The organism is Sphingomonas sp., from assembly GCF_017304615.1.
Classification (GTDB): Bacteria; Pseudomonadota; Alphaproteobacteria; order Sphingomonadales; family Sphingomonadaceae; genus Sphingomonas.
On the sequence record NZ_JAFKLZ010000001.1, the window covers coordinates 1,404,441 to 1,428,126 of the forward strand.

The window sequence follows — 23,686 nt, forward strand, 5'->3', positions numbered from 1 at the left end:
ACCGGGGGCGGACGAGGTGTGCGTGCGATAATCGCCAGCTGCCTGTTAGGCAGCCTGGCCCTGCTGTCGGGCTGTGTCGTCAGCGTGAGCGGCAGCGGATGGGGCGGCAGCGACCCCTGGGGCGGCACTCCCGCCGAGCGGTCCAAAGCCCAGATCAAGATGCTGGACAATGCGAAGGCAGGGCTCATCACCCTGCGCCAGTCCATCGACAAATCGGTCCCGGGGCAGCTTTGCAAGTTGGCCGCGGGCCCAGCCAGCGACGAGGACCTCGTCAAGGCCGCATCTTTGGTCAAGGGACGCTATCTCGATAGCATGGCCGCGCTGATCCAGACGAAGGGAATGCGCGACTTCTTCGCCAATCCCGTCATCCGCGCAGGACTCGCGGCCCAACCGGTTCCCGACGCGACGTACACATCGCTGAAGGATGTCGCGCTGGAGATCGACGCCAACACGGATCCGGCGGCCGCCGCGACCTATGCCCCCGACATCGGTGCGCACATCAATATGTCGATCGGGCTGATCGCGCGGGTGTGCGCCACGAACGACACATCCGCGCTGATTGACGAGGCGCTGAAGACGATCGAGCGAAGGCGAACGGCGCGCGATACCGCCGATTCCGAAGACGACGCGCTGATGTCGGCGGCGGGTGGTCTTTTGGACGTCGCCATGATCCAGTTCGAGCTGCAATTGTTCATGCGCAACATCGACCTGGCGATGCTGTTCGTGACGAGCCACGAGCTGTCGCACGTCACGTTCGACCGCGACCCGAACGCCGGCACGCCCGTCCGACGCGAAATCCGCGCGGACATCGTCGGCTATGTGCTGGTCGAGATGACAAGCGGCGACGACAAGGCAAAGGGAGCCGCCAGCACGGTCTTCGCGCAGAAACTAAGCTGGCGCACGACAAAGATGGACGAGATCGTGCGTATCGCCAGTACCGAGGGCTACGAGACAGTCTTCGACCAGGTCTACAAAAGCGCCGGCATGACCGAAGCCAATGCCGAACACCTGTCGATCGACGACCGGATCAAAGGATTGAACAGCTTTGCGAAACTGCTGACCGACCCAACACCGAGGAAATAGAGGAGGGAATCATGCGTTACCGTCACATCGCGCTGGTTGGTATCTTGACGCTCGTGCCCATTACCGCATCGGACGCCGGCAAGCCGCCCGCCAACCTCGACGATTTCATCAAATCGCAAGGCTTCACCTCGTTCCACCCGCCGCGCGCCGACGACGGCCTGGGCGCCATCATTTCGTTCGACAACAAGGGGCGTGAAACCATCGTCGCGCAGCCGGGCGATTGCATCGATCCCAAGGCAGCCGGGATGCTCCCCAAGCCCGGTGCGGTCGCTATTGGCGTGACGAGCTACAAGATCACCAAGAACAACACGTTCGGCGCGTCGATCACCGGCGACGGCGTGGCGAAGGCGATCGGCGTCAGCGAGCTCAACGCCAGCGCAGGCATCGGGACCGACAAGGTCGCGAGCATCGAGGTGAAGCTGACGAAGCCGTACCGTAATCGCCTGGTCAAACTGACGACGCTTAACCTGATCAAGGGCAAGCCCGCCGACTGGACCTGCGCATCACTGCTCGACGACAAGAAGAACCTCCTGATCCAGTCGGTCCTTGGGGCGGAAGGTATTTCCTACACCTTCACCGACGAGGGCGGTCGCAAGATCAACTTGACGCTCAAGTTACTGCAGGCGCTGGGCTTGTCGGCTGATATGCAGAAAAAGTACGAGGGCAAGGGCTCGCTCGATTTCAGCGGCGACATTTTGCTGGGGTATAACGTCTGGTCGCTGCGCTCGATGAGCGGGCTACAGTCCGCGACGACGACGCTGGTCGCGTTGACGCCCGGCAATGTCGAGGCTCTCCGGAACAAAGCGCTGAAGTAACGCCGATTGGTAGCGGTTTCGCGCACCGACGCGCGAAACCGCTACCATGGATCAATCTCAGAACTTGCTCCCATCCTTGCGCCTTTGTTCGCCGACGCTGGCGTAGAGGTGCATGTCGATGTCGGGATAATGGCAGTCGCTGGTCTGCGGCTTGCCCACAGCGACGAATACGCAGTCCGAGTCCGATCGGTTCTGCAGCACATGGCCGTTGCCGTCGTTCTTCGGAAACGCCGCGATGTCGCCTGTGCGCATGACATGCTCGCCGTCGTTGTCGACCAGCACGGCCTCGCCCGACAGCATGACGACGAACTCGTCCTCCCCCTCGTGCCAGTGGCGCTGCGACGACCAGGCACCGGGTTTGAGCGTGACATGGCTGAACCCGAAATCCTCGATCCCGCTCGCGGGCGCAAGGCGGCGGTACCAGCGCTCGCGCACGACGGTCGCGTAGTCGGGCGGATAGCCGGTCGCGTTCGACTGCGGGATTGTATCGAGGTCGAGCTTGGGCAATGCCGTCTCCACTGAAATCCAGGAGCCTATCTTGCCTCAAGTCGTCGATCTGACCAAGGCGCTGATCGCCGCCGAAAGCGTCACGCCCGCGCGGGGGCATGTATTCGACGTTCTCGCGCAAGCGCTCGCGGTCGCCGGGTTCGAGATCGACCGCTTCACGGTCGGCGAGGAACCGGACGGGCCGGTCGAGAACATGATCGCCTTGCGCGCCGGTACCGGGCCGCATCTGGCGTTCGCCGGGCATCTCGACGTGGTGCCGCCGGGCGATGGCTGGACCAGCGACGCGTTCGAGCCGGAGGTGCGCGGCGACCTGCTCCACGGTCGCGGCGCGGTCGACATGAAGGGCGCGATCGCCGCCTTCGCCGCCGCGGCGGCGCGCGTGAAAGGGCCAACGCTCAGTCTGCTGATCACCGGCGACGAGGAAGGTCCGGCGACCTATGGCACGCGCGCGATCATCGATCGGATGATGGAGCGCGGGCTGAAGCCGGACCTGTGCCTGGTCGGCGAACCCACCTCCGACCAACGGCTCGGCGACACGCTCAAGATCGGCCGGCGCGGGTCGGTCAACATCTGGATCGACGTGCCGGGTAAGCAGGGCCACGTTGCCTATCCCCACCTCGCCGATAACCCGATCCCGAAGCTGGTCGCGGCGCTGGCGGCGATCGACGCCATCGTGCTCGATCACGGCAACGACTGGTTCCAGCCGTCGAACATCGAAGTGACCGACGTGACGGTCGGCAACCCGGCGACCAACGTCATTCCCGCCAAGGCGTCGGCGCGGCTGTCGATCCGCTTCAACGACGAGCAGCGTGGCGAGGATCTGGTTGCGCTGATCGAGCGGACGGTGAAGCTGCACGCGCCGGAGGCGACGGTCATCGCGCGGATTTCGGGCGAGGCGTTCCTGACCGAGCCGGGGGAGCTGTCAACGCTGGTGTCGGATGCGATCGCGGCAGTCGCGGGCGTCACCCCTGCCCTGTCCACCACCGGCGGCACGAGCGACGCGCGGTTCCTGTCGCAGATTTGCCCCACCGTCGAATTCGGCCTGGTCAACGCGACGATGCACAAGACCGACGAAGCGGTTGCGGTGGCGGACCTGGAAACGCTGACCGAGATTTACGCCGACATCATCGCGAGAGTAGCCAAAACGTAGCCGTGCTCCGGCGAAGGCCGGAGCATTGGAGATGTGGGGCAATTGCCAAGGCTCCGGCCTTCACCGGAGCACACTTTATTGCAACGGCACCATCCGCACCGGCAACCCGTCCTTGGGGCGCGGGATCGGGAAGACCTGCCACGTGGCCCCTGCCCCAGCATCCGCTTCGATCCGATAACGCGACAAGAGGTTCGCCATCAGCAGCTTGATCTGCATCTGCGCGAAATGCAGCCCCAGGCACATATGCGCGCCGCCGCCATACGGGACCCAGGCGAAGCGGTGCCGCCCCTTCGACGCTTCGGGGGTGAAGCGCATCGGGTCGAACGTCTGCGGATCGGGCCAGTGTTCCGGCAGGTAATGGACATGCATCACGCTGATCCCGACATTGGTCCCGGCCGGAATGTCATAGCCGCCGAAGCTGAAATCGCGCACCGCGCGGCGGGGGATCGACGGCACCGGCGGCAACATGCGCAGCGTTTCCTTGAACGCATAATCGGTCAGCGTCAGGCGATCGAGCTGCTCGGTCAGCGGCACGCTTTTGTCGAGGCCCATGACCTCCTCGCGCAGCCGTTCCTGCCATTCGGGATGCCGGACCAGCCGCATGACCATACTGGTCGCCGACGACGTGATCGTGTCGTGCGCGGCCATCATCAGGAAATTCATGTGATCGGCGATCGCCTGGGTCGACAGCGGCTGGCCGTTCTCGTCCTTCGCGCGACAGAATTGCGAAAAGAAATCCTGGCGATTGCCGTCTTCGCTGCTTTCGCGCCGCGCCGGGATTTCGCGTTCGAACCAGTCGATCAGATACTGGCGCGCCTTCACGCCCTTGCGCATCGACGTGCCGGGCAGCGGTGCGCGGATCGGCGAGACGCTGGCCTGGACCTCGTCGACGAACGCCTGGTTGATCCGGTCGGCCTCCTCCCCGAGCTCGACGCCGAGGAAGCTCGTCGCGGCAAGGTCGAGGCTCAACTGCTTCACCGCCTTGTAGACCTGCAGATTGCCGCCCCAGGCCGCCACGGCGGACGCGATCCCGGCGTCAAGCTGAGTCGCATAATGCTTCATCGGCTCGGGCTTGAACGCGACCGACAGCGTCTTGCGGTCGGCGCGATGCTGGTCGAAATCCATCAGCATCAGCCCACGCGGGAACAACAGGTTGAGGATCGGGCCCCAGCCCTGTTCCGACGAGAACAATCGGTCGCGGTCGAACAGCACGAGCTCGTTCGCGTCGGCACCGAGCAGAATCACGCTGGTCCCGCCAAGCGCGCGGTTGCGATAGACCTGCCCATATTTCGCGATCATCTCGCGCCCGAATTTTTCGGGATCGCGCAGCAGGCGAAGCGTGTTGCCGATGATAGGCAATCCCTTCTCGCCCGGGATATGCGCAAGCGAGTCCGGCTTTTGCCGGGGCAGCCAATGCGGATTGGCGTCGAACGTGTGTGCGTAGGCCATGGGCTTACTTACCACAATGTCAGTAGCGAGGGCTAGTCCCCGCCGCCGCCGTCACCGCCACAATCACCGCCGCCGACATCGCCGGCGTGGCAGTGACCGGAATCGTCGCCATAGGAGGCCGACGAGGCGTCATAAATACCGCCGTCTCCGTTGCCGGCCTGTCCGTTCCTGCCGCCCGATCGACCCGTGATCGCGCCCAGCACGAGCAGAAACCCGACCGCGGCGAGCGCCACCACGACCATGACGACTGGGGTCACTCGACGGTCACGCTCTTCGCCAGATTGCGCGGCTGATCCACGTCGGTCCCCTTCGCCACGGCGACATGATAGGCCAGCAACTGCACCGGCACCGCATACACCAACGGCGCGATCAGCGGGTGGACCTTCGGCATGGTGATCGTCGCGACGCAACCCTCGCCCGCCGCCTCGACCCCGTCATAGTCGCTGATCAGGATGACCTTGCCGCCGCGCGCCTGGACTTCCTGCATGTTGCTGACGGTCTTGTCGAACAGCGGCCCCGACGGCGCGATGACGATGACCGGCACCAAGTCGTCGATCAGCGCGATCGGGCCGTGCTTCATCTCACCCGCCGCGTAACCTTCGGCGTGGATGTAGCTGATTTCCTTGAGTTTCAACGCGCCTTCGAGCGCCAGCGGATAGTCAGTCCCGCGCCCCAGATAGAGCACGTCGCGCGCCGCCGCGACGACCCCCGCCATCGCCTCGATCGATTCGTCATAGGCGAGCGCGCCGTTCAGCGCGGCCGGGGTTTCGGAGAGGTGCTTGACGATCGCCTTTTCCTCGGCGGCGTCGAGTCGGCCTTTCGCCCGCGCGAGATTGGCGGCGAACGCGGCGAGCACCGCGAGCTGGCACGTGAACGCCTTGGTCGAGGCGACGCCGATCTCCGGCCCGGCATGCGTCGGCAGCAACAGGTCGGCTTCGCGGGCCATCGAACTGGTCGGCACGTTGACCACCGCGGCGATCGTCTGCCCCTCGCTGCGGGCGTGGCGAAGCGCGGCGAGCGTATCGGCGGTCTCGCCCGACTGGCTGATGACGATCATCAGCCCGCCCTCTTCCATCACCGGCGCGCGGTAGCGGAATTCCGACGCGACATCGAGGTCGACCGGCACGCGCGCGAATTGCTCGAACCAGTATTTGGCGACCATCCCGGCGTAGAAACTCGTCCCGCACGCGACGATCGTGACGCGCTTGATCGCGCTGAGGTCGAAATCGGGGATCGGCAGGGTAACGCGATCCTCCATCCGCTGGAGGTAGCTGCGCAGCGTCTGCGCGACGACGATCGGCTGCTCGTAAATCTCCTTGAGCATGTAGTGCCGGTGATTGCCCTTGGAGATCAACTCGCCGGTCACGCCCGAAATGGTGACCGGGCGCTCGACCGGATTGTTGTCCTTGTCGAAGATCTGCGCGCCGTCGTGGGTAATGACGACCCAGTCGCCTTCCTCGAGATAGGCGATGCGCTGGGTTAGCGGCGCGAGCGCAAGCGCGTCGGAGCCGAGATAGGTCTCGCCATCGCCATAGCCGACCACCAGGGGCGATCCGAGCCGGGCGCCGACCAGCAACTCCGGGTGCTGGCGAAACAGGATCGCCAGCGCGAACGCGCCATGCAGCCGGGGCAGAACCTCCGCCACCGCCTCAGCGGGCGGGACACCGGCCTCGACCTTCTCGCTGATCAGGTGCGCGACGACTTCGGTGTCAGTCTCGCTCTCGAAGGTGCGCCCCCGTGCGATCAGTTCGTCCCGCAACGGCTTGAAATTCTCGATGATGCCGTTGTGGACCAACGCCACCTCGCCCGTCGCATGGGGGTGCGCATTGTTGGTGGTCGGGCCGCCGTGCGTCGCCCAGCGCGTGTGCGCGATCCCGGTATCGCCCGGCAGCGGATGCTCGTCGAGTTCCGTCGCCAGATTGATCAGCTTGCCCGACGCGCGCCGCCGCTCGATCGCGCCTTCCCAGACGGTAGCGATGCCCGCCGAATCATAGCCGCGATATTCGAGCCGCTTGAGCCCGTCGAGCAGACGCTCCGCAACCGGTTCCTTGCCGACGATGCCTACAATGCCACACATATTATTTCGCTGCCTTCTTTACCGACATCATATCACGAAAACGCTTGGCCCAGCCCGGTTTGGTCTCCTGCGGCGGGCGCACCAGCCGCAACGCATCGGCCTCGACATCGGACGTCACGGTCGATCCCGCACCGACGATCGCGCCCGCGCCGATCGTCACCGGCGCGACGAGTGCGGAGTTGGAGCCGACAAACGCGCCCTCACCAATCACGGTCTTGTATTTGAAGAAGCCATCGTAATTGCACGTGATCGTCCCCGCGCCGATGTTCGCCCCCGCGCCGATCTCGGCATCGCCCAGATAGGTCAGGTGGTTGGCCTTCGCGCCTTTGCCGAGCACGGCCTTCTTCACCTCGACGAAATTGCCGACCTTCGATTTCTCGCCGAGCACCGCGCCGGGGCGCAGCCGGGCATAGGGGCCGACCTCCGCGCCCGTCCCGACCGTCGCGCCCTCGATATGGCTGAACGCGCGGATCGTCGCGCCGTCGGCGATGCTGACGCCGGGGCCGAAAAAGACGTTGGGTTCGATCAGCACGTCCCGGCCGACCGCCGTATCGAACGAGAACCACACGGTGTCCGGCGCGACCAACGTCGCGCCTTCGGCCATCGCCCGGACGCGGCGCTTCGCCTGCCAACTGGCGTCGACCGCGGCGAGTTCGGCGCGGCTGTTGATCCCGGCGACTTCCGCCGCGTCGGTTTCGACCACGACCGATCCGCGTCCGTCCCTGTTCGCCAGCGCGGCGATGTCGGTGAGGTAATATTCGCCCGCCGCATTGTCGTTGGTGAGCCGCCCCAGCAGCCGGAACAGGTCAGCCGACCGCACCGCCATCAGCCCGGAATTACAGAGCGTTACGGCGCGTTCCTCAGCCGACGCGTCCTTGAACTCGACGATTTTTTCCAGCCGCCCGTCCGCGTCCGCGATTACGCGCCCATAGGCAGCGGCATCGTCCGGGCGGAACGCCAGCACGACGACGCTCGGCTCGCCCGCGCCGTGGAGGCGGTCGACCATCGCGCGCATCGTCTCGGTCGTGACCAGCGGCACGTCGCCATAAAGGATCAGCACGTCGCCCGCGAACCCCGCTAGCGCCGCTTCGGCCTGTTGCACCGCATGGCCGGTGCCGAGCTGTTCGGCCTGGATCGCGACTTCCGCGCCGAGGGGCGCCACCGCCGCCTCGACCTGTTCGCGCCGCGCGCCCGCCACCACCACCACCTTCGCCGGATCGAGCGCATCGACGCTGTCGATCAGGTGGAGCAGCATCGGCCGCCCGGCGATCGGGTGGAGCACCTTGTGCAGGTCGGACTTCATCCGCGTGCCCATTCCGGCGGCCAGGATGATCGCGGCGATCGGATTGGTCATAACTTCAGCGTCTCCGTGGTCAGCGGCCCTGCCACGAAGACCTTGCCATGGCCATAAAATTGCGGGCAGGCGCGCCGGCGATGGCCGATTTTCCTTTCGATATCGTCGGATTCGACCTGGACGGCACGCTGGTCGACAGCGCGGGCGATCTGGCGGCGGCGGTCAACCACGCGCTCTCCGCGGCGGGCCGGCCGCCCTTTGCCGTCGAGCAGATCCGGCCGATGATCGGCGGCGGCGCGCGGCTGATGCTGCAAACGGCGCTTCGGGCGAGCGGCGGCGACGAACAGCTCGACGCATTGCTGCCCGTTTTGCTCGCCTATTACGAAGCCAATATCGCGGTGACGACGCGGCCCTTTCCCGGCGTGACCGCGGCGCTCGACGCGCTGGCGGCGCGCGGCGTCACGCTGGCGATCGTCACCAACAAGCGCGAGCGGTTCACCGACCTGCTGCTCGGCGAGCTCGGCCTGACCGACCGCTTCGCGTGCATCATCAGCGGCGATACGATCCCCGGCAAGGCGAAGCCCGACCCCGAACCGATCGTGGAGATGATCCGGCGCTGTGGCGGCGGCAGGGCGGCGTTCGTCGGCGATTCGCGCTACGATGTCGAAGCGGCGCGCGCCGCCGGCGTCCCGGTCGCTGTCTTCGGCCAAGACGCGCTCGGTGATGCGGCGTTTGGCGATTATCGTCACCTCATTCCGAAGCTGGAATCCCTCGCTCAGTAACCGCCCTTCAGCGCGTCGGACTTGACGTGATAGCCGATCAGCACCGGCTTGCCGTCGGTCATGCGGAACACGAATTCTTCGTCTCCGGCACCCTTTTCGAAGGTGGTGTCGTAGGTCAGTTCGAGCCGATGATCGCCATTGTCGACGCGATCGTTGAACCCCGTGCGATTCGACGACTTCACGTTGCCCAACCGCGCGTGAATCCGTTCCAGGATCGGCGCCAGGCCGCCCGGCGTCGCCTTGATCTCCGCCCCTGCGGCGGCGTCGATCGCGGCGAACTGGGCGCCGTCATACTGTCGATGGAACACATCCACCGCCGTCCCGCCCGACGACAGGTCCTCCCCCATCGAACAGCCGCCGAGCGCCAGCGCCGCCACCGCCGCAAATGCATATCGCTTCATGTCGATCTCCCCCGAGTCGTGCGCCGCACTATACCTCGCCCTATCGCGCGCGCATCACACCGGGTGGCACCGCTGCGCCGCGTGCGATAGGGCAGAGCGCGATGGACGGTTCGCTTCCGATTCCCGCCGCGCCCCGGCTCGACACCGTGCTCGAAGGCATTGTCGAGCCCGTGCTGGTGCTCGCCGACGGCCGAGTCGAGGAGGCCAACGCCGCCGCGCGCGACCTGCTCGGCAACCACATCCTCGGCCAGGACGTGCGGCTAGCGATTCGCCATCCCGCCGCCGCGGAAAGGCTGACTGCGCCGCCGGGCGTTGGGGCATCCGGGCCGATCAACCTGGTTGGACTCGGCACGCTCGATCAGCGTTGGGAATTGCGGATCACCGACATTCCCGACGGCCGACGCATCGTCCATTTGATCGACCAGACCGGCAGCTATGCCGCGGAACGGATGCGAGTCGATTTCGTCGCCAACGCCAGCCACGAGTTGCGCACGCCGCTGGCGTCGATTCTCGGATTTGCGGAAACGCTGATCGACGAGGAGGACCCCGATCCGGCGATGCGCCAGCGTTTCCTGAAGGTGATCGCCGACGAGGCGCGCCGGATGCAGCGGCTGGTCGAGGACCTGATTTCGCTGAGCCGGATCGAGGCGGAGAAATATCGGTTGCCCGACGCGTCGGTGGATCTGGCGAAGCTACTCGATGAGGTGTGTTCCGAATTGCGCGACACCCACGATCCGCGCGTCGCCGACATCGTCATCGAATTCGTCGAAGATGTTCCGCCGGTGATCGGCGACCGCGCCCAGCTGAGCCAGGCGCTGCACAATCTGATCGGCAACGCGATGAAATATGGCCGCGCGGGAACGCCGGTGACGGTCAAGCTATGGCGATACCCCAATGGGATGGTGCGCCTGTCGGTGGGCGATGAGGGCGAAGGGATCGCGCCCGAACATATCCCGCGGCTGACCGAACGCTTCTACCGGGTCGATTCGGGGCGCAGCCGCGCGGTCGGCGGCACCGGATTGGGCCTCGCCATCGTCAAGCACGTGGTGGAGCGGCATCGCGGGCGGCTGGACATAGCGAGCCAAATCGGGCGCGGCACCGTCGTCACGATTCTGCTCCCCGCAGCGGCTTCCGGGGCCGCTGTCATCAAAGGGTAACGCTGACGTCACACAGGCGGCGCGCGGGCGACGCGTGATTCTTGAGGACTTCGACAGTGGCTACCGATTTCGCTGCGCAGACGTTCGACCATGACATTGGTCGTCTGCGCGGCATGTTAAGTCAGATGGGCGGGCTCGCCGAACGGGCGATCCACGACGCGATCAACGCCTTGCAGCGCGCCGATACCGATCTCGCGACACAAGTGCGGGAGAGCGACCGCAGCATCGATGCACTGCAGGCGGAGGTCGAATCGCTGGCGGTCGGCATCATCGCCGAGCGCACCCTGGTCGATGGCGACCTGCGCGATGTCGTCGCCGCGCTCAAGATTGCGGGCGTGATCGAGCGGATCGGCGACTATGCGAAGAACATCGCCAAGCGCGTGCCCCTGATCGAAAGCGAACATCCGATCGAACCGATCACCGTCATTCCGTCGATGGCGCGGCTGGCGGCGGAGATGGTGCATGACGTGCTCGATGCGTTTGCGGCGCGCGACGCGCAGGCGGCCGTCCTGGTATGCGATCGTGACCGCTTGCTGGACGATTTCTACGACGGGATCTTCCGCATCCTGGTGACGCATATGGTCGAAAACCCGGCGACGATCGGCCAGGTCGCGCATCTATTGTTCGTCGCCAAGAATCTCGAACGGATCGGCGACCATGCGACCAACGTCGCGGAAATGGTCTATTTCGCCGCGACCGGCAGGCAGATGCCCGAGCGAGCCAAGACAGGGGAAGCGCAATGAGCCGCGTGAAGATGCTGCTGGTCGAGGACGACGCGTCGCTCGCCGAACTGCTCGCCTATCATTTCAAGCGCGAGGACTTCGAGGTCAAGCACACGCCCGACGGCGAGGAAGCGCTGTTGCTGGCCAAGGAAGCGGCGCCCGACATCGTCCTGCTCGACTGGATGGTCGAGGGGCTGTCAGGGATCGAAGTGTGCCGGCGTCTCCGCCGGATGCCGGAAACGGCGAACATCCCGATCATCATGCTGACCGCACGCGGGGAAGAAGAGGATCGCGTCCGCGGCCTCGAAACCGGCGCCGACGATTACGTCACCAAGCCCTTCTCCCCGCGCGAACTCGTCGCGCGCGTCGGCGCGGTGCTGCGCCGCGTCCGCCCCGCGCTTGCCGGTGAAGCGCTGACCTATGCCGACATCGAAATGGACACGGTCGGCCACAAGGTGCGCCGCAACGGCGAGGTCGTCGCGCTCGGCCCGACCGAATTCCGCCTTCTGAAGCATTTCCTCGAACATCCGGGCTGGGTGTTCAGCCGCGAACGTCTGCTCGACGCGGTATGGGGCCATGACAGCGACATCGAGAGCCGGACGGTCGACGTCCATATCCGGCGGCTGCGCAAGGCGATCAACAAGGGCAACCGGCCCGACCTGATCCGCACGGTGCGGTCGGCGGGATATTCGCTCGACACCGGGGCCTGAATTCTCCTTCGCGCACACGGCGCGTACCGGGCTTCGGCACCACAAGCGAGCGGCGATCCCAATCACCGAATCGCCTGCGAAACGATGGAGCCATTTTCCCATTGCCGCGTTCTCCCACCCGTCACGCCTTGCGTGCAGGACTTCAGGAGAGTCGCATGAAACTTTTAGTCGCCGCGGCCGTCGCCGCTTTCGCCCTGCCAGCCTTCGCTCAGGATACCCCGCCAGCCGCGCCGCCGGCGCCGCAAACCGCCCCGATGCCGGCCGCCGATCCCAGCGCGCCGCCGCCAGCACCGATGGCCCCTCCCGCGCCGATGGCGGCACCTGCGCCGATGGCGGCACCGGCCGCTCCGCCCGCTGTGTCCGACGGCAATTACCCGCTCTGCAGCAAGACCGTGACCGACCATTGCACCGAGCGGTCGAACGCCCGCGGTGAGCGTTTGCGGTCGGTGCCGCGTAAGCCCGGCTGACGATACTACCCGCATATGCCGGGTCAGGCCGGGGCGGAATATCAACCCGCCCCGGCCTTTTTCGTATTTCGGGTATGGTCTCTTGCGCAGCGCAGCAAAAGCCGTAGGAAGCGCGCAAAATAAGCAGGAGCGACTTCATGACCATCCGTTTCGATGACAAGGTAGCGATCGTCACCGGCGCCGGCGGCGGCCTGGGCCGCGAATATGCGCTCGCGCTGGCGGCGCGCGGTGCGAAGGTCGTCGTAAACGACCTGGGCGGATCGCGCGACGGCACTGGCCACTCAGACGCCGCTCTCAAGGTTGTCGAAGAAATCAAGGCGGCTGGCGGCGAAGCCATGTCGAACGGCGGCAGCGTCACCGAATACGAACAGATGGTCGAGATGGTCGCCAAAGCCAAGGAGGCCTGGGGCGGCGTCCACATCCTGATCAACAATGCGGGCGTGTTGCGCGACAAGAGCTTCGCCAAGATGGAGCCGGCCGACTTCAAGTTCGTGGTCGACGTCCACCTCAACGGCTCGGCCAACTGCGCCAAGGCGGTGTGGGACCTGATGCGCGAGCAGGCCTATGGACGTATCCTGATGACCGCGTCGTCGACCGGCCTCTACGGCAATTTCGGCCAGGCCAATTACGGCGCCGCCAAGCTCGGCCTCGCCGGGCTGACCAAGACGCTCTACCTCGAGGGCGCGAAGTACAACATCAAGGTCAACACGATCGCGCCGACCGCAGGCACGCGCATGACCGAGGACATTTTCCCTGAGGAAGCGTTCAAGGCCTTTTCGCCCGACAAGGTCGCGCCTGCCGCGTTGTACCTCGTCAGCGAGGACGCGCCGTCCAACGCGATCGTCGGCGCCGGCGCGGGCGTATTCCAGGCGGCGTTCGTCACGCTGACCCAGGGCAAGCTGCTGACCGGCGACGAGTTGTCACCTGAGGGTGTCGCCGCACACTGGGCGGAAATCACCGACCGCACCGGCGAGATCGTCCCTGCGTCCGGCAATGAACAGGCCATGACGATCCTCAAGAAGTTGCAGGGCGGCTGAGCCCGGCGGAACTACCCCATCGGCCGATGGTTACTCCCCCCGCAAGGACAGGAGGACACAATGGCCGATGACGGAAAGACCACGATTATCGAAACGCGCGGCGGTGGCGGCGGCGCCATTGCATTGTTGGCGATCGCCATCATTGCCATCGCCGTCGTGCTGTTTCTGGTGTTCGGGCAGAACATGATGGGCAACACCAAGACGATCGACGCCGACGTGAAGATCGACACGCCGGCCAAGTGATCTGAGCACCATATCGGTGTATTGATACACTAACTCACCTATGATATGGCAGTCGTCCGAGAGGAGACTGCCATGTATAGCGAAAGCGATCTGGAGGGCGCGGTGGCGGCGGGGATCATGTCCCCGACCACCGCCGACGCTTTCCGCCAGCACATCGCCACCACGCGCGCGACGCCCGCGGTGGACGAGGAAAGCTTCCGGCTGCTGACCGGATTCAACGATATCTTCGTCGGCATCGCCATCGCGCTGCTGCTCGCCGCGCTGGCGCAGCTGGGCGACTGGTTCAATCACGCGTTGGCCGGAGCGGCCGTTGCGGCGGCGGCATGGGGGCTGGCCGAATATTTCACGCGCGTGCGGCGTATGGCGCTGCCGAGCATCATCCTGCTGATCGCGTTCGTCGGCGGGGTCGCCGCGACGATGATCGGCGCGCTGGTCGACATCGATCCCCAATGGTCGGACCGCACCAACGCGCTGGTCGGGTCGGGCATCGCGCTCGTCACCGGCGGGGCGGCATGGCTGCACTGGCGGCGCTTCATGGTCCCGATCACTGTCGCGGTCGGCGCGGCGGCGTGCGTCGGCGTAGGCGTCGGATTGTTCTTCGCCGCGACGCATGCGAGCGAAAACGCGATCTTCCCGCTGGTCCTGGTCGGCGGCCTCGCCACCTTCGCGCTGGCGATGTGGTGGGACGGTTCCGACCGTGAGCGCAAGACGCGGCGTAGCGACGTCGCGTTCTGGCTGCACCTCGCCGCAGCCCCGATGATCGCGCACACGGTATTCCACATGCTCGGCGTGTTCGAAGGGAATATCGGCGCGGCTCAGGCCGTAATCGTGATGGCGCTGTACGTCGTGTTCGCGATCATCGCGCTGGCGATCGATCGGCGTGCGCTGCTCGTGTCGAGCCTGGCCTATGTGCTCTACGCGCTGTCGACATTGTTCCAGCAGGCCGGTGCGGTCGAGCTGTCGATGGCGTTCACTGCGCTCGTGATCGGCTCCGCGCTGTTGAGCCTGTCGGCGTTCTGGCAGCCGATGCGGCGTGCGGTGGTCGGCATGCTGGGTGGCGGGCTGGCCAACCGCCTGCCCCCGGCTCAGGCCGCGACTGCCTAAACCTTTCGCTTGGTCACGAGCGATTCCCTCGCCCGGTGGTCTTCGGACCGCCGGGTGTTTTTTATTCCTCGATCAGCTTCATCAGCCGCCGTTCGACCGGCGCGAGGACCGGGCCAAGTTCATGCCCGCGCTTCAGCACCATGCCCGCTTCGTTGACCAGCGCCCACATCCCCTGCTTGTTACGCAGTTCCGGTCGCTTTTCGATCCGTATCTCAGGCCGCTCGGCGGTACGGCGGAAGGCGGCGAAAACCGCCGCGTCCCGAGTGAACTCGATGGCATAATCGCGCCAATGCCCGGCCGCGACCATGCGGCCGTAGAGGTCGAGGATGCGCGTCAGTTCGATCCGGTCGAAGCCGATCTGGCTCGGCTGCCGCCCCGGGATAGGAAACGGGGTGACGGTGCCCATCAGGCGCGGTCACGCTCCGGTTCGTATTCGGCGAGCAGCGCGTCGAGCCGTTTTCTCAGCGTTTCGATCTCGCACCGCAGGAGCTCGACCTTCTGGGTCTGTGGATCGAACTGTTCGCTGCAGGGCGTGCCATAAGCGAGGAACGGCTTTTCGCCCTTTCCTTCGACCATCGTCGCGCGCGCCGGGATCCCCACCATCACTGCGCCTTCAGGCACGTCTTTCGTCACGACCGCGTTCGCGCCGATCCGCGCGCCGTTTGCGACGGTGATCGGCCCCAGCACCTGCGCGCCGGAACCGATGATGACATTGTCCTCGATCGTCGGATGACGCTTGCCCGCGACCCCGTCGGCGGGATTGGTCCCGCCTAGCGTCACGCACTGATAGATCGTGACATTATCGCCGATCAACGCCGTTTCGCCGATCACCGTGAAGCCATGATCGATGAAGAAGTTCTTCCCGATCGTCGCCCCCGGATGGATGTCGATCGCGGTGAAGAAGCGCGAAATGTGGTTAACCCAGCGCGCGAGGAAGAACAGCCGCGCGCGAAAAAGGCGATGCGCGACCTTGTGAAAGGCCAGCGCCCACACACCCGGATAGAGCAGGATTTCCATGCGCGACCGGGGCGCGGGATCACGCGCGCGAATCGAATCGAGATAGTCCGTCAGGCCAGACATGCGGCCGGTCCCCTTAGCTTTCCCTGCATTTAGGGGTTCAGTACGCGGATTTCCAGCGCCGGACGTCGCCGCCTTGGAACACGCAAAGCCTATCTTTGTTGTAGGATTTCAGGGGCGGCGTCAGACTACCCGGCAGAACGAGGGAGTATTTGCGTCGATGTTCGACCTGTCGGCCGCCAGCATCGAAGCGATCCTGCCCTTCATCGCGATCGGTTTCGCCGCCCAATTGATCGACGGGGCGCTGGGCATGGCGTTTGGGCTGATCAACTCGACCTTGCTGGTCAGCGTGATGGGGATGCCCCCCGCCCTCGCCTCCGCCAGCGTCCATGCGGTCGAGACTTTCACGACGGCGGCGTCGGGCGCGAGCCATATCCTGCACCGGAACGTCAATTGGCGGTTGCTCGCCCGGCTGGTGATACCGGGCATGATCGGCGGCGTACTCGGCGCCTATGTCCTGTCGAACATCGACGCCGCCGTCGCGAAACCGTTCGTAATGGCCTATCTCGCAGCGATCGGCCTCTATCTGCTCTATCGCGCGTGGCATGGGCAGGTGGAGCGCAAGACGCCCAAGGTGATCGAGCCGCTCGGCTTGGTCGGCGGCTTTCTCGATGCCGCCGGCGGCGGTGGTTGGGGCCCCGTGGTTACGAGCAACCTGCTAGTCCAGGGTGCCGCGCCGCGCGAGACCGTGGGCACGGTCAACACGTCCGAGTTCTTCCTGACCGCCACGATCTCCGCGACCTTCATTGCGAGCCTAGGCTTCGCGGCCTTCACGCTCCAGACGCTCGGCGTGCTGATCGGCGGGTTGATCGCGGCACCGCTGGGCGGTGTGCTGGTCAAGCGTTTGCCCGCACGCACGCTGATGACGATGGTCGGGGTGTTGCTGACGCTGACCAGCGCGTTCTCGATCTGGCAGGCGCTGAGCAAATAGGCCCCGCGCCCCGCCAGGTCAGAGCGTCGCGTGAACCGTCGCGACCGCCTTCATCACCGCGCCCCAGCGCACGGCGTCCTGGATCGCCTGAGCGGTGACGCCGGCCTTCTTCAGCACGTTCTCATGCGCGTCGATGCAGAGGCCGCAGCCATTCATTGCGCTGATCGCGAGGCTGAACAGTTCGAAATCGTCCTTTGCGATGCCCGGCGCGCCAATGACGTTCATGCGCAGCTTGGCCGGCATGTTGGCGTATTCCTTGTTCCCCGCCAGGTGCGTGAACCGGTAATAGACGTTGTTCATTGCCATCACCGCGGCCGCCGCGCGCGCGGCATTGGCGGCTTCGGGGGAGAGCTTCCCATCGACTTCCGCCTCAGCCGCCTCGACCAGCGGCTTGTAGCCCGAGGCGTGCGCGCAGGCGAGCGCCAGCCCGAATTTTCGCTGGTCGCCCAACGAGGTTTCGTTGAGCAGCGATCCCACGTTCAGCCGGATGTCCTTGGCGTAATCGGGCAGCGTCTGGGCGAATTCCTTGAGCGACATGATGGTCCTTTGGCGCGCCCGACGATCCGGGCGGACGCCCGGCCGGTCGCGATGAAATGAATGGGACGGCGCGGGGTCCGGGGGATGGCCCCGCGCCTAGGGGTGCGGCAATTGGAGGGGGACGCCGCACCCGGTTCGGTCAGCGGATCAAGCCGCGATCTTCAGGACGTCCTCGCCCTTGTTCCAGTTGCACGGGCAAAGCTCGTCGGTCTGGAGCGCGTCGAGCACGCGCAGCGTCTCGGCCGGGTTGCGGCCGACGTTCAGGCCGTTGACCTGCACCGCCTGAATGATGCCGTCCGGATCGACCGTGAAGGTCGCGCGATAGGCGACATTCTCGTTCGCATCGAGGATGCCGAGCGCGGCGGCGAGCTTCGCGCCGTTGTCGGCGATCCACGGGAAATCGGCGGCGGCAAGATCGGGGTCGGACTTGCGCCACGCGAGGTGGACGTGGCTGGTGTCGGTCGATGCGCCGATCAGCACGGTGTCGCGATCCGCGAAATCGTCCGTCAGCGCCGAATAACCGACGATCTCGGTCGGGCAGACGAAGGTGAAGTCCTTCGGCCAGTAGAACACGACTTTCCACTTGCCCGGCGCGGTTTCGAGCACGTTGATCGTCTCGCCCGCGGGCAAGGCATCGGTGCCCTGCTGGACGGGAACGGTCAGATCGGGAAATTTGTCGCCAACGGTCAACATATATTGGGCCTCCAGCCAGAATTGGGGTCGGCCTTTGTCGACATCCTCTCGGGGAATCGGCGGAGCCTTGCGAGACTCTCTTGGGGTGGCGCTTATCGGCTAGCCATTGAGCGATCAAATAGTTTATTCACTCATCATTGATCGATTGAGGCAATCAATGACCACGTACCTGCCGACACTGAAGCAGCTCCACTATCTCGTCGCCCTGAAGGATCACGGTCATTTCGGCCGTGCGGCGGAGGCATGCTTCGTCACCCAATCGACGCTGTCGGCGGGCATCCGCGAACTGGAGACGCTGATCGGCGTGACGCTGGTCGAGCGAACGCGGCGAGTCGTGCGCTTCACACCGCTCGGCGACCGGATCGTCGACAAGGCGCGCCGCGTGATCCGCGAAGCGGAGGAACTGGGCGATATGGCGCGCGCCGCCGGGCGGCCGCTGTCGGGCGAGATGCGGATGAGCGTCATCCCGACGATCGCCCCGTTCATGCTGCCGCGCATCCTGCCCGCGCTGCGCCGCGATTATCCCGACCTCAAGCTGTTCCTGCGCGAGGAAACGACCGGCGCGGCGTGCGAGGGGTTGCACAACGGCCGCACCGACTGCGTGCTGCTCGCCCTGCCCTATGCGTGCGGCGAAGTGGCAGCACAGCCCTTGTTCGACGATCGCCTATTCGTCGCCTTTCCGCAGGCCGACTTGCCCGATCCGCCACCGACGATCGCCGCCGCCGACATCGACGAGACTCGGCTGCTGCTGCTCGAGGACGGCCATTGCCTGAAGGACCATGCGCTGGCGGCGTGCAATCGCCCCGAACTCGGCGCGCAGGCAATGATGCTCGGCACGTCGCTGCATACGATCGTGCAGATGGTCGACAACGGGCTGGGCGTGACGATGTTGCCCGAGATGGCGGTGGAAGCAGGCATACTGGATCACACCCACGTTTCCGCGCGCCCGCTGGCCGCCGAGCACGCGATGCGGACCGTCGCGTTGGTGTGGCGCCGCGCCTCGCCGCGCGAACGGGATTTCAGATTGCTGGCGGACGTGCTTCAGTCGGCGGCCTAGTGCCACTTCGCCGCGGCGTCTTGATCGCTCTCGCGCTCCCCGACCCACGTCGCGTCGGGGCCGCGCGTCTCCCGCTTCCAGAACGGCGCGTCGGTTTTGAGCCGGTCGATCAGGAAACTGCATGCCTCCAGCGCCGGGGCGCGGTGCGCGGCGCAGGTCGCGACGAAGACGATCCGCTCGCCTGGCTTCATCGCGCCGACCCGGTGAATCACCACAGCGCCAGCGAGCGTCCAGCGCTCGACCGCCGCCGCCGCCAGCCGTTCGAGCGCCGCCTCGGTCGCGCCGGGATAATGTTCGAGCAGCAGTTCGCCGACGCCGCCGTCGCTTCGCACCAGCCCCGTAAAGGTCGCGACCGCGCCGCCGCAAAGCCCGTCCAGCGCGACAATCTCCGCCGCAACGTCGATCGGCGTCTCGCTGACGACGACGCGGATCACCCGCCCGTCACAGGCGGAAAGATCGCGACCTCGCGCGCCCCGGCGATCGGCGCATCCAGGGGCACGAACTGCTGGTCGATCGCCGCGCGCAGCTTCGTCTTGTCCCTCAACACTTCATGCCCGAGCCAGTCGATCAGGTCGGCCACGCTGACCACCTCGACGGGTGGATCGACGTGTTCCTGCCCCCTCCCCACGCCCTCGCGGACCCAGGCGAAATAGAGCACCTCCACGGTCAATCCATGTGCTTGAGGCCGACGCGCAGATAGTCCCAGCCGGTGATGCAGGTCAGGATCGCCGCGCCCCACAAGGACGCGAGTCCCACGCTGTGCACCCACGGCCAGGCCGGGAGCGCGCCCGCCAGGATCAACGCGCCCAATGCGACCAGTTGCAGCGTCGTCTTCCACTTTGCGAGCTGAGACACGGGCACCGACACCTGTATCCCGCCCAAAAACTCGCGCAGCCCCGACACCATGATCTCACGGAGCAGGATGATCATCGCCGCGATGACATGCCACCCGCCGATGTCACCCCGCGCCACCAGCATCATCAGGACCGCGGCCACCATGATCTTGTCGGCGATCGGATCGAGAAAGACGCCGAGCTTGGACACCGTGCCCTGCGCGCGCGCCAGATAGCCGTCGAGATAATCGGTTACGGCGATCAGCGAATAGAGCACGAACCCGATGCCATATCCCGCGTGCCAGCCCGGCCACCACAGGCACGCGACCAGCACGGGCACGCCGACGATCCGCGACAATGTCAGCATATTGGGCAGCGTCCACATCGTGCCGTTCCTAGACCGGTCGCGCCGCGCCGCAAAGAGCCGACCGGCATACCGCGTCGACGAAAGATCGATTGTCGCGGGCGGTCGGCCTCGGCTAAGAGCCGCGCTCCATGACGGCCATCGAGGCACAACACATTTCATGATCAACGCGCTCGGCCTATTGAAGGAGCGCCGCTTCCTGCCGCTGTTCGTCACGCAGTTCCTCGGCGCCTTCAACGACAATCTGTTCAAACAGGCGATGGTGCTCGTCGTCGTCTATCAAATCTATCAGGACCCCGCCAAGGAACAGGGCTTCACCGCGCTCGCCAGCGCGCTCAGCATCATCGCGTTCGTGCTGTTGTCGGCGCTGGCCGGGCAACTGGCCGATTCGTTCGACAAGACGCGGATCATTCGCATCGTGAAGACGGCTGAGATCGGGATCATGATGGTCGGCGGCGCGGGGCTGATGCTGGCAAAGGCGGGATATACGAACGTCGCGATGGTGTTGATGCTCGGCACGATCTTCGCGCTCGGCGTGCATTCGACCTTCTTCGGGCCGATCAAGTACGCGATCCTGCCCCAGCATCTGAAAGAAGATGAGGTGCTCGGCGGCACCGGCCTGGTCGAATCGGCGACCTATATCGCGATCTTACTGGGCACCGTCCTCGCCGGATTCATGAAGGTCGAGCATGCGGTGATCGGCACGCTGGTGGTGGCTGTGATCGGCTGGCTGAGCGCACGCCAAGTGCTGCCGGCGCCGCGCCAGGGGCCCAAGCTAGAGATCAACTACAATCCCTTTACCTCGTCCTGGCGGCTGATCTCCGGCACGATGCACATTCCCCGGCTGTTCCTGGCGATCTGCGCGATCAGTTTCTTCTGGACGATGGGGATCGTGCTGATCGTCATCTTCACCCCGTTGGCGAAGAACGTCCTGACCGCGGACAAGCATGTCGCGACGCTGCTGACCGCCCTTTTCTCGGTCGGCATCGCGATCGGATCGGTTGCGATCAATTCGCTGCTGAAGGGACATACGTCAGCGAAATACGGTCCGGCCACGGTGCTGATCATGGGCGTGTGCGTGATGCTGTTCTCGTTCCTGTGCGAGGCATGGACGCCGGCGGCGCCCGGGCATCTCTACACCACGCTCGAATTCATCGCGGCGCCGATGGCGTGGTTCGTCATCGCCGCTTTGGTCGGGATCGCGATTTTCGGCGGCATGTTCGTCGTGCCGCTCTACGCGTTCCTGACGACGACGGTGCACAAGGACGAGACCGCGCGTACGGTCGCCGCGAACAACGTCGTCAATTCGGGCGCGATGGCGATCGGGTCGGTATTCGTGTCGCTGCTGACCGGCTGGGGCGTGGGATCGACCCACATGCTCTATCTGGTCGCCGCAATGTGCCCCATCTCCGCCTGGCTGGCGTGGAAGCTGCACAAGGCCTGTGACTAGGCGACGGCCGGGATCAGAATATCAGCGTATAGATGCAGATGAAGAACGCCGTGAAGCTGAGCACGAACAGCTTCAGATCGTTGTCGTCGCCACGCCCCCGCGTCAGTTCCGCCTGCACGGCGACGCGTTGACGGAAGGGGTGGCTGGCCCCGCGAGGGCGACGTGCGAAGTTGCGTGACATGGCGTAGAGTAAACGCCGCGTTTACGATTTCGACCAGCGTTAAGATTGGTTAACCAACGTCCGGTTTCGGGACGGCGGATTTCAGCGAATTTGCTTGAATTTTTAGCGCGGTAGCGCCGCGGCAACGCCACGTCGCCGGACGGCGCTCACCGTGCCGCCGACCGTTCGCGATTTGTGGTGGGGACGGCAGCACGATCGCTGCCCAAATCGCGAAATGGTGGAGCCGATGGCCATAATAAATCTATTCATCTACGTGCGTTATCGTTCGTTTTTAACATCTTTTCTTAGGCTTGTTGACCGTCTATATTCATTGCCGAGCGCAGCCGACCGCTTAAACTTGCCGCATTGTGTTGGGGAAAGTGTTGGGGAGGATTTGGCTGCAGACTGAGGCTTGATTGATGGCGCTCACCGCACTGCAAGTGACGAGAGCTAAGACCGGCACCCACGTCGATGGGAAGGGACTGCTCCTCCAGGTCAAACCCACGGGCGCTCGAAACTGGCTGTTGCGCATTCAGCAATCCGGACGGCGCCGCGACTTTGGCCTTGGTTCGGTCGATTGCGTATCGCTTGCCGAAGCTCGAGCTGCTGCCGCAACCCTTCGCGCCAATATCAAGAGAGGCTTTGAGCCCATTGACCGCGAGCCGCGGCGAGCGAAAACTCGGGCGGCAAAACGGGCGAAAACCTTCGAACAGGCAGCCCGTGATTGTTACGAGGCGCTCGAAGCTGGTTGGGACGACAAGCGCAAGCGCAACTGGATCACGAGCCTCGAGAACCACATCTTCCCCAAGATCGGCAAGAAGCCGATCGATACGATCGACAGCGCGCTCGTTCGTGATGCGCTGGCTCCCATCTGGCTGAAAATCCCGGATACGGCTCGTCGCATTCTTCAGCGTATTTCCGCCGTCCTGGACTTCGCGCACATCAAGGGCTGGCGCGACAGCGAGACCTCGCTCCGCACGGTGAGCAAGGGTTTGCCCCGACAGGGCGATCGCTCCCGCCACTACGATGCGATGCCCTATGATCAGGTTCCTAAGCTCGTTCAGCGGCTGGCTGAGAATCCGACGACTGTCGGGCGAGATGCGCTGCGGCTCCTGATCTACACCGCGGTTCGTTCGAACGAGGTCCGCAACGCCACGTGGGGCGAATTCGACCTTGAGGCTGGTATCTGGTCGATCCCCGCTGAACGCATGAAGGCGCGCGTCGCGCATTCCGTGCCGTTGTCCGGCCCTGCCCTCATTCTGTTGAAGCACTATTGGCGCAGCCGCCGCAGCGATGACGGCCTGGTCTTCTCGGCTCGTGGCAAGACGGCATTGTCGGACATGACGCTGACGAAGGTGTTGCGGTCCATGAACACCGGCACCAGCACGGTTCATGGATTTCGGAGCAGCTTTACCGACTGGTCGTCGGAGCGGACGGACGTTCCGAAGGAGGTCGCCGACAAGGCGCTTGCGCACGTCATCCCCGACCGCGTCGAGGCTGCTTACCGCCGCACCGACTTCTTTGATAAGCGGCGGAAACTCATGACACTGTGGACGGATTTTCTGCATGAGAAGAAGCCATGACGC

Annotated in this window: 28 protein-coding genes; 15 read left to right on the forward strand and 13 right to left on the reverse strand. The window is 65.0% G+C overall.

What is annotated here, in order from left to right:
* Positions 1–18 precede the first annotated feature (18 nt).
* A complete protein-coding gene (locus J0J06_RS07055; protein WP_294040597.1) occupies positions 19–1,083 on the forward strand; it encodes a hypothetical protein in 1,065 nt (354 codons plus the stop codon).
* An 11-nt stretch (positions 1,084–1,094) separates the two neighbouring features.
* A complete protein-coding gene (locus tag J0J06_RS07060; protein ID WP_294040598.1) occupies positions 1,095–1,898 on the forward strand; it encodes a hypothetical protein in 804 nt (267 codons plus the stop codon).
* Positions 1,899–1,955: 57 nt separating this feature from the next.
* On the opposite strand, the gene J0J06_RS07065 is transcribed toward J0J06_RS07060, so the two are convergent.
* Entirely contained in the window at positions 1,956–2,405 is a 450-nt protein-coding gene (locus J0J06_RS07065; RefSeq protein ID WP_294040599.1) for a cupin domain-containing protein, read from the reverse strand.
* Positions 2,406–2,436: 31 nt separating this feature from the next.
* Here J0J06_RS07065 and dapE point away from each other — a divergent pair, with 31 nt between their 5' ends.
* A complete protein-coding gene (gene dapE, locus J0J06_RS07070) occupies positions 2,437–3,555 on the forward strand; it encodes a succinyl-diaminopimelate desuccinylase (protein WP_294040600.1) in 1,119 nt (372 codons plus the stop codon).
* A gap of 75 nt (positions 3,556–3,630) precedes the next feature.
* On the opposite strand, the gene J0J06_RS07075 is transcribed toward dapE, so the two are convergent.
* The 4 genes from J0J06_RS07075 to glmU are packed head-to-tail and all read right to left on the reverse strand — an operon-like array spanning position 3,631 to position 8,435.
* Positions 3,631–5,004 (reverse strand): cytochrome P450, encoded by a 1,374-nt coding sequence (locus J0J06_RS07075; RefSeq protein ID WP_294040601.1) that lies wholly within the window; start codon positions 5,002–5,004, stop codon positions 3,631–3,633.
* A gap of 32 nt (positions 5,005–5,036) precedes the next feature.
* Positions 5,037–5,261, reverse strand: coding sequence for a hypothetical protein (locus J0J06_RS07080; protein WP_294040602.1), 225 nt, complete (start codon positions 5,259–5,261; stop codon positions 5,037–5,039).
* On the reverse strand, positions 5,258–7,081 hold the full coding sequence (gene glmS / locus J0J06_RS07085; protein ID WP_294040603.1) for a glutamine--fructose-6-phosphate transaminase (isomerizing): 1,824 nt from the start codon (positions 7,079–7,081) through the stop codon (positions 5,258–5,260). Before glmS ends, J0J06_RS07080 begins: the two co-directional genes overlap by 4 nt.
* Before the next feature lies 1 nt (position 7,082).
* The gene (glmU, locus tag J0J06_RS07090; RefSeq protein WP_294040604.1) at positions 7,083–8,435 is read right to left on the reverse strand and encodes a bifunctional UDP-N-acetylglucosamine diphosphorylase/glucosamine-1-phosphate N-acetyltransferase GlmU; all 1,353 of its coding nucleotides are present in this window, start codon (positions 8,433–8,435) and stop codon (positions 7,083–7,085) included.
* Positions 8,436–8,515: 80 nt separating this feature from the next.
* Between glmU and J0J06_RS07095 the strand changes: the two genes are divergently transcribed.
* Positions 8,516–9,157 (forward strand): HAD-IA family hydrolase, encoded by a 642-nt coding sequence (locus J0J06_RS07095; RefSeq protein ID WP_294040605.1) that lies wholly within the window; start codon positions 8,516–8,518, stop codon positions 9,155–9,157.
* Here the strand turns inward: J0J06_RS07095 and J0J06_RS07100 are convergent.
* Positions 9,151–9,558 carry a hypothetical protein gene (locus J0J06_RS07100; RefSeq protein WP_294040606.1) on the reverse strand — a complete coding sequence of 136 codons (408 nt, stop codon included), beginning with the start codon at positions 9,556–9,558 and terminating at the stop codon, positions 9,151–9,153. The two genes, J0J06_RS07095 and J0J06_RS07100, sit on opposite strands and share 7 nt — an antisense overlap.
* Before the next feature lie 101 nt (positions 9,559–9,659).
* Here J0J06_RS07100 and J0J06_RS07105 point away from each other — a divergent pair, with 101 nt between their 5' ends.
* The 7 genes from J0J06_RS07105 to J0J06_RS07135 all read left to right on the forward strand — a co-directional run bounded on the left by J0J06_RS07105 (position 9,660) and on the right by J0J06_RS07135 (position 14,998).
* The gene (locus J0J06_RS07105) at positions 9,660–10,715 is read left to right on the forward strand and encodes an ATP-binding protein (protein WP_294040607.1); all 1,056 of its coding nucleotides are present in this window, start codon (positions 9,660–9,662) and stop codon (positions 10,713–10,715) included.
* Between the two features lie 56 nt (positions 10,716–10,771).
* Positions 10,772–11,458: a phosphate signaling complex protein PhoU gene (gene phoU, locus J0J06_RS07110; protein WP_294040608.1), complete on the forward strand. Its 687-nt coding sequence runs from the start codon at positions 10,772–10,774 to the stop codon at positions 11,456–11,458.
* A complete protein-coding gene (gene phoB, locus J0J06_RS07115; protein WP_294040609.1) occupies positions 11,455–12,147 on the forward strand; it encodes a phosphate regulon transcriptional regulator PhoB in 693 nt (230 codons plus the stop codon). The genes phoU and phoB overlap by 4 nt, the downstream gene beginning before the upstream one ends.
* Before the next feature lie 155 nt (positions 12,148–12,302).
* Positions 12,303–12,614: a hypothetical protein gene (locus J0J06_RS07120; protein WP_294040610.1), complete on the forward strand. Its 312-nt coding sequence runs from the start codon at positions 12,303–12,305 to the stop codon at positions 12,612–12,614.
* Positions 12,615–12,751: 137 nt separating this feature from the next.
* Entirely contained in the window at positions 12,752–13,651 is a 900-nt protein-coding gene (locus tag J0J06_RS07125; RefSeq protein WP_294040611.1) for an SDR family NAD(P)-dependent oxidoreductase, read from the forward strand.
* A gap of 60 nt (positions 13,652–13,711) precedes the next feature.
* Complete coding sequence (locus J0J06_RS07130; RefSeq protein ID WP_294040612.1) at positions 13,712–13,894, forward strand: hypothetical protein; 183 nt, start codon at positions 13,712–13,714, stop codon at positions 13,892–13,894.
* Positions 13,895–13,966: 72 nt separating this feature from the next.
* The gene (locus J0J06_RS07135; protein ID WP_294040613.1) at positions 13,967–14,998 is read left to right on the forward strand and encodes a hypothetical protein; all 1,032 of its coding nucleotides are present in this window, start codon (positions 13,967–13,969) and stop codon (positions 14,996–14,998) included.
* A gap of 61 nt (positions 14,999–15,059) precedes the next feature.
* Here the strand turns inward: J0J06_RS07135 and J0J06_RS07140 are convergent, their stop codons facing one another.
* Positions 15,060–15,404, reverse strand: a complete 345-nt coding sequence (locus J0J06_RS07140; RefSeq protein ID WP_294040614.1) for a DUF2794 domain-containing protein — start codon at positions 15,402–15,404, stop codon at positions 15,060–15,062.
* Positions 15,404–16,078, reverse strand: a complete 675-nt coding sequence (epsC, locus tag J0J06_RS07145; RefSeq protein ID WP_294040615.1) for a serine O-acetyltransferase EpsC — start codon at positions 16,076–16,078, stop codon at positions 15,404–15,406. Before epsC ends, J0J06_RS07140 begins: the two co-directional genes overlap by 1 nt.
* A 157-nt stretch (positions 16,079–16,235) precedes the next feature.
* On the opposite strand from epsC, the gene J0J06_RS07150 reads away from it, so the two are divergent.
* Positions 16,236–17,006, forward strand: coding sequence for a sulfite exporter TauE/SafE family protein (locus tag J0J06_RS07150; protein ID WP_294040616.1), 771 nt, complete (start codon positions 16,236–16,238; stop codon positions 17,004–17,006).
* 18 nt (positions 17,007–17,024) lie between these two features.
* Here the strand turns inward: J0J06_RS07150 and J0J06_RS07155 are convergent, their stop codons facing one another.
* Both J0J06_RS07155 and J0J06_RS07160 read right to left on the reverse strand, forming a co-directional pair.
* Positions 17,025–17,543 carry a carboxymuconolactone decarboxylase family protein gene (locus J0J06_RS07155; protein ID WP_294040617.1) on the reverse strand — a complete coding sequence of 173 codons (519 nt, stop codon included), beginning with the start codon at positions 17,541–17,543 and terminating at the stop codon, positions 17,025–17,027.
* A gap of 147 nt (positions 17,544–17,690) precedes the next feature.
* Complete coding sequence (locus J0J06_RS07160; protein WP_294040618.1) at positions 17,691–18,236, reverse strand: peroxiredoxin; 546 nt, start codon at positions 18,234–18,236, stop codon at positions 17,691–17,693.
* A gap of 157 nt (positions 18,237–18,393) precedes the next feature.
* Between J0J06_RS07160 and J0J06_RS07165 the strand changes: the two genes are divergently transcribed.
* Positions 18,394–19,293 (forward strand): hydrogen peroxide-inducible genes activator, encoded by a 900-nt coding sequence (locus J0J06_RS07165; protein ID WP_294040619.1) that lies wholly within the window; start codon positions 18,394–18,396, stop codon positions 19,291–19,293.
* Here the strand turns inward: J0J06_RS07165 and J0J06_RS07170 are convergent.
* The 3 genes from J0J06_RS07170 to pgsA are packed head-to-tail and all read right to left on the reverse strand — an operon-like array spanning position 19,290 to position 20,511.
* Positions 19,290–19,727, reverse strand: a complete 438-nt coding sequence (locus tag J0J06_RS07170) for a molybdenum cofactor biosynthesis protein MoaE (RefSeq protein ID WP_294040620.1) — start codon at positions 19,725–19,727, stop codon at positions 19,290–19,292. The genes J0J06_RS07165 and J0J06_RS07170 overlap by 4 nt on opposite strands.
* On the reverse strand, positions 19,724–19,963 hold the full coding sequence (locus tag J0J06_RS07175; protein WP_294040621.1) for a MoaD/ThiS family protein: 240 nt from the start codon (positions 19,961–19,963) through the stop codon (positions 19,724–19,726). The genes J0J06_RS07170 and J0J06_RS07175 overlap by 4 nt, the downstream gene beginning before the upstream one ends.
* A complete protein-coding gene (pgsA, locus tag J0J06_RS07180; RefSeq protein WP_294040622.1) occupies positions 19,960–20,511 on the reverse strand; it encodes a CDP-diacylglycerol--glycerol-3-phosphate 3-phosphatidyltransferase in 552 nt (183 codons plus the stop codon). Before pgsA ends, J0J06_RS07175 begins: the two co-directional genes overlap by 4 nt.
* Positions 20,512–20,650: 139 nt before the next feature.
* On the opposite strand from pgsA, the gene J0J06_RS07185 reads away from it, so the two are divergent.
* Both J0J06_RS07185 and J0J06_RS07190 read left to right on the forward strand, forming a co-directional pair.
* Positions 20,651–21,940, forward strand: coding sequence for an MFS transporter (locus tag J0J06_RS07185; RefSeq protein ID WP_294040623.1), 1,290 nt, complete (start codon positions 20,651–20,653; stop codon positions 21,938–21,940).
* 579 nt (positions 21,941–22,519) lie between these two features.
* Entirely contained in the window at positions 22,520–23,683 is a 1,164-nt protein-coding gene (locus J0J06_RS07190) for a site-specific integrase (RefSeq protein ID WP_294040624.1), read from the forward strand.
* Positions 23,684–23,686: the final 3 nt, after the last annotated feature.

Excerpts from the sequence above, each read along its gene's own strand:
- J0J06_RS07060 (WP_294040598.1), top strand. The coding sequence starts at position 1,095 with ATGCGTTACCGTCACATCGCGCTGGTTGGTATCTTGACGCTCGTGCCC.
- J0J06_RS07075 (WP_294040601.1), bottom strand. The coding sequence starts at position 5,004 with ATGGCCTACGCACACACGTTCGACGCCAATCCGCATTGGCTGCCCCGG.
- glmS (WP_294040603.1), bottom strand. The coding sequence starts at position 7,081 with ATGTGTGGCATTGTAGGCATCGTCGGCAAGGAACCGGTTGCGGAGCGT.
- glmU (WP_294040604.1), bottom strand. The coding sequence starts at position 8,435 with ATGACCAATCCGATCGCCGCGATCATCCTGGCCGCCGGAATGGGCACG.
- J0J06_RS07095 (WP_294040605.1), top strand. The coding sequence starts at position 8,516 with ATGGCCGATTTTCCTTTCGATATCGTCGGATTCGACCTGGACGGCACG.
- J0J06_RS07100 (WP_294040606.1), bottom strand. The coding sequence starts at position 9,558 with ATGAAGCGATATGCATTTGCGGCGGTGGCGGCGCTGGCGCTCGGCGGC.
- J0J06_RS07105 (WP_294040607.1), top strand. The coding sequence starts at position 9,660 with ATGGACGGTTCGCTTCCGATTCCCGCCGCGCCCCGGCTCGACACCGTG.
- phoB (WP_294040609.1), top strand. The coding sequence starts at position 11,455 with ATGAGCCGCGTGAAGATGCTGCTGGTCGAGGACGACGCGTCGCTCGCC.
- J0J06_RS07120 (WP_294040610.1), top strand. The coding sequence starts at position 12,303 with ATGAAACTTTTAGTCGCCGCGGCCGTCGCCGCTTTCGCCCTGCCAGCC.
- J0J06_RS07125 (WP_294040611.1), top strand. The coding sequence starts at position 12,752 with ATGACCATCCGTTTCGATGACAAGGTAGCGATCGTCACCGGCGCCGGC.
- J0J06_RS07130 (WP_294040612.1), top strand. The coding sequence starts at position 13,712 with ATGGCCGATGACGGAAAGACCACGATTATCGAAACGCGCGGCGGTGGC.
- J0J06_RS07135 (WP_294040613.1), top strand. The coding sequence starts at position 13,967 with ATGTATAGCGAAAGCGATCTGGAGGGCGCGGTGGCGGCGGGGATCATG.
- J0J06_RS07140 (WP_294040614.1), bottom strand. The coding sequence starts at position 15,404 with ATGGGCACCGTCACCCCGTTTCCTATCCCGGGGCGGCAGCCGAGCCAG.
- epsC (WP_294040615.1), bottom strand. The coding sequence starts at position 16,078 with ATGTCTGGCCTGACGGACTATCTCGATTCGATTCGCGCGCGTGATCCC.
- J0J06_RS07150 (WP_294040616.1), top strand. The coding sequence starts at position 16,236 with ATGTTCGACCTGTCGGCCGCCAGCATCGAAGCGATCCTGCCCTTCATC.
- J0J06_RS07155 (WP_294040617.1), bottom strand. The coding sequence starts at position 17,543 with ATGTCGCTCAAGGAATTCGCCCAGACGCTGCCCGATTACGCCAAGGAC.
- J0J06_RS07160 (WP_294040618.1), bottom strand. The coding sequence starts at position 18,236 with ATGTTGACCGTTGGCGACAAATTTCCCGATCTGACCGTTCCCGTCCAG.
- J0J06_RS07165 (WP_294040619.1), top strand. The coding sequence starts at position 18,394 with ATGACCACGTACCTGCCGACACTGAAGCAGCTCCACTATCTCGTCGCC.
- pgsA (WP_294040622.1), bottom strand. The coding sequence starts at position 20,511 with ATGTGGACGCTGCCCAATATGCTGACATTGTCGCGGATCGTCGGCGTG.
- J0J06_RS07185 (WP_294040623.1), top strand. The coding sequence starts at position 20,651 with ATGATCAACGCGCTCGGCCTATTGAAGGAGCGCCGCTTCCTGCCGCTG.
- J0J06_RS07190 (WP_294040624.1), top strand. The coding sequence starts at position 22,520 with ATGGCGCTCACCGCACTGCAAGTGACGAGAGCTAAGACCGGCACCCAC.